At 52.4% G+C, this 3,722-nt stretch carries 4 protein-coding genes; 1 reads left to right on the forward strand and 3 read right to left on the reverse strand.

Annotated elements, in window-relative coordinates; all coding sequences use genetic code 11:
- Positions 1 to 1,264: hypothetical protein (locus tag KUV62_RS22565; RefSeq protein WP_222606008.1), on the forward strand; the 1,264-nt coding region annotated here is incomplete at its 5' end.
- Between the two features lie 292 nt (positions 1,265 to 1,556).
- Here KUV62_RS22565 and KUV62_RS22570 read toward each other — a convergent pair.
- From KUV62_RS22570 to KUV62_RS22580, 3 genes are read right to left on the reverse strand one after another with little or no spacing between them, the layout of a single operon-like run.
- Entirely contained in the window at positions 1,557 to 2,024 is a 468-nt protein-coding gene (locus KUV62_RS22570; protein WP_222606009.1) for a hypothetical protein, read from the reverse strand.
- A complete protein-coding gene (locus tag KUV62_RS22870) occupies positions 2,025 to 2,360 on the reverse strand; it encodes an STAS-like domain-containing protein (protein ID WP_222606010.1) in 336 nt (111 codons plus the stop codon). It abuts the gene before it with no gap.
- Positions 2,360 to 3,427, reverse strand: coding sequence for an ATP-binding protein (locus KUV62_RS22580; protein WP_222606011.1), 1,068 nt, complete (start codon positions 3,425 to 3,427; stop codon positions 2,360 to 2,362). Before KUV62_RS22580 ends, KUV62_RS22870 begins: the two co-directional genes overlap by 1 nt.
- Positions 3,428 to 3,722 lie beyond the last annotated feature (295 nt).

The following is a 3,722-nucleotide window of genomic DNA, read 5'->3' on the forward strand; positions in this document are numbered from 1 at the left end:
GCTCTCCATCTCGAAGCGGATGATCGATGTCATCAACAGCCTCGCAGAGATTGAGCTCATCGATCTGGCTCCGGGCTTCCATGTGAAGGACGGCGCGAAAAGCGGTCGTCTAACGCGGATCCGGGCTTCGGAGCGGCTTCAGGCCATGTTCGAGGAAGCCAAGTTCACTTGGGAAGACGTCACTCGCGCTGAGAAGGAGATCATCATCCTGAAGAGCAAGGGGGAGAAGGTCGACAACGCCAGTAAGGGCGGGAAGCGGCTTGAGTACGAGGACACCGCGCTCACCCGCGATATGCGGAAGCAACTGAGTGAGTATAATACGTTGGTCTCCTCCCACTTCATCGACATTCCCAGCCTTGACGAACCGTGGATCCAACCGAACCCTGATGATGACAAGAATATCGTCAGGATCGGGCCGCGCTACTCCCTCTCGCATCGTGTGTTCAACCGAGGAAGCTGGGACATGGGGGGCCGCTTCTACGGTGGCTGGTGGCAACGTGTGAGCGATGACTGGCGGTCCCGGATCACCATCAACAACGAGCCAACGGTGGAGGTCGACTTCAAGGGGCTGCACGTGGCGCTGCTATACGCGGAAGCGGGGCTCCCTATGGAACATGACCCCTACGACCTCCAAGGGGAGATGCTTGACCTCTACGGTGACAAGCTCCGACCGATGGTGAAGCGGCTAGCGCTCACAGCGATCAACGCGAAGGGAAGGAATTCAGCTTACTCAGCTTTCCGGCAAGGGTTCGCTACAGGTGATCCTGCCAAGAAAATGTCGAACGATGAGCTTGACGACCTGCTCAAGGCGTTCCTACTACGGAACCCGCCTTTGCGGGATGCAGTGTTCTCGGATCAAGGTATCAGGCTGATGAACAGCGATAGCCAAATCACGTCGTGGATTCTTGGCTCGTTCACTCGTAGGGGTGTTCCGGTGCTCTCAATCCACGATAGCTACATCATCGACCACTGGCACGTGGATGAGCTTCGCGACATGATGGACATGGCCTCGCGGGCGGTGACACACGGCTCGGTGATTGGTGGCTTCGCACTTGAGACCTCGATCAAACTGCCGGACCGCGCGGAATATTCGGACGTGTCCAGTGAGGATCTGCGGCAGTACGTTGACTTAGCTAGGCGCATCGAGCCGAGTGCCGGTTACATAGCTCGGATGGAGGCCTTCGAGCGACGCACGGGCAGGAGCATCGCTCCGCCTCTGTGGACCGAGGACGAACTGCTAGCGATGCACAATGGGGAGTGGTGACGGAACTACCCCAGATCGAGGCTATCCAGCGCATGAGGTTGCCATCCGTTCGGCTTCCCATTGTTCTCATTTGGGAGGCGATCAGGTATCTCTCATGACCAATAAAAATGAGAACGTCGAAACTTCACAAAGAAAAAGCTCTAGAAGAGTAGGGAAAGGCGCGCCTTCGCACCGCATTTTCTGCATTCGTCATGATTAATCGCCTCATCAGATAATTCATTGCAATCTTTCGCGACCGGATTCGAATGCATTTTCCTGCATCTGGTTGAAACCGAGAAGATTACCCTCAATCCTACCCAGCCCAAAACATCGTATTTCTCCTGTGCCTCAATAGGGATCTCATTTTATTCACAATGGCAATCGTTTCGCTGTATCTTTGCGGATCCCTACCAAATTTTGCCGTCTGAAAGGTGCCTCCAGTGACAGTGACGAATAGATCTGTATCCAACCCTTCAAACCGCTCATACGCATCCCCCAGGATGGACTTCGTCACGCCTGAGTACTCAGATGTCGCCTCCATCTTTGCGCGAAGCTTATGTCCAGCAGAATCATGAAATCGTATATCGCTCTCGTTTTCGGGCTCCGCCAGCCAATAAATCTCAGCCAGCCTCTCTATTTCAGACAAGTCCCGGAGGTAATCTTTCAGAATGTCATTCTTCGACGCAAGGTGATTCAGATACGAGGTGTACACGCCTGCGAAAAGAGCGCCGATAGTAACTGCGACTGCAGCACTTAGATATGAGTGAGCATCCGCCATCATTCATTGAGCTCTATCTATATGAAGCCAAATAGTCCTCTCATGGCGCGAAAAGTTCGGCCTACCTGGATCCACCCTCATTGTCGACCTGATTTGCTCCTTCGTAAACCGTCCTGAGCGGATCAAGCCACCGAAGGCCTCCTCAAGGAATGATGAACCAAAACTCATAACACCTTTGAGAGACACACAGACTCGCCCCCCGCTCTGGATTGCCTCCTCAAGCGCCGGAACCAAGACGGTTTCTCGAAATCTAGCCCCATTGAAGTCACCATCGTTGTCATCCCGTCCCGACGGATATCGAGAGAAATCAGCAATCGAGATCATCTTCTCATCCTCCATTATCTTCCTCCTACAGGAAGCGAAAGTTCCCACTGGATCAGTGTGCCTTCCAAGGCCGTCGGCAGAAGCCTCTTGTGAACTCCTAGTTGGCGCGCGTACTTATATAATCCTTGTCTGCTCAGTATCGAGAGGGTCCCATCTGAGCATGTATCTATAAGTTCCTGCATCTGAGGTAGGCCTAGGCCTCTCTCCGCGACACCCGTCTGAGTTTTCCCTTTCTTCATGGAGTAACTAATAAACTCATGATCCATCGTGCGCTTTCTATTCTCCAAGTCGAAGCCGGGGCTAACCAACCCCATTAGACTCTCAAGCGCCTCTCGGTACCAATCCCTCTCAGGGAGAGTTCCAGGAATTGTAGCTCCCTGGTCGTACACCACTATCGTCAGCTTATTCGACGATTTATCCGCGCGAGCACTCATCCACCACTTCTTCGGCTGTACCTCCCCATCCTCTTTCAACAGCCAGTCTGGATAGGCATGCTTGGATACATTGATCATCGCCTCACTAACGGCTGTATTTATGTCGATAATTAGCTCATCCGATAGATCTGGATCTATTTCTAAGTACCGAAGGAGTTCGAGTATCGTATCTGACGCCTCCTCCAAGCTGTTTGCGTTGTGGCCTGAAAGTATTTTGGATATCTTGTAAGCACTTTCAGCCTTTCTGTCGTAGATTTCCGTTATCCTCTCTGCGGGAGAGTGCCCAATGATCTCAAAGAATCCTAATTCAAACAGAGTCTGAAATGCTGTCGGACTCCAGTTTGGAAAATTAATTGCTGGTGGTGCTGTGCCCATAGCATCCTTTGCTCGATCGTAGAGTGCAGCTAACACAAGTGCCGGTGCCGCCGAAAATTCATCGATATCCTCAAACCCGGCATATCTACCGATGAAAGGAGGCCTGTTCTTTTGTCTGTGTATCCATGCCGTCGGCTTGCCGTTGTGAAATCGCTTTGGCAAAACGGACTTCGACATATGCTCAAGAAACGACAATGTCTCTTCAGTGTTGGTATCAAGGCAGATTCGTTGCGGCGGCTTGTCGGGCTCAGTATAGCACAGCACTTTCTCCACACTTTGCCCATCCCATACTTCGACGACATGACCACGTGCCCAACGCTGAGGCTTTCGCCGCAGCCCCTGCGGTTTTCGCGATTGTGATCCAGCGCGAGCCTTCTTGGCGAGAACCTGGCGCATCTTCGGAGAGAGCTTTTTCATATGCTTAGAAGTGTTTACGAGTTGCTAAAGTGGAGGGCTCAAACCTGAGCGGGTGAGGGCTAACCTCATTAGGATCTTGGGTCTTACGGGCTCTATCTACCTGATCACGCTGAACAAGTCACCTCTAAGGGCGTCTCACAATAGTGAATGG

This window comes from Salipiger bermudensis (assembly GCF_019801965.1).
GTDB lineage: Bacteria > Pseudomonadota > Alphaproteobacteria > Rhodobacterales > Rhodobacteraceae > Salipiger > Salipiger bermudensis_A.

Coding starts and splice junctions, on each gene's coding strand:
- KUV62_RS22570 (WP_222606009.1), bottom strand. CDS start 2,024: ATGATGGCGGATGCTCACTCATATCTAAGTGCTGCAGTCGCAGTTACT.
- KUV62_RS22870 (WP_222606010.1), bottom strand. CDS start 2,360: ATGGAGGATGAGAAGATGATCTCGATTGCTGATTTCTCTCGATATCCG.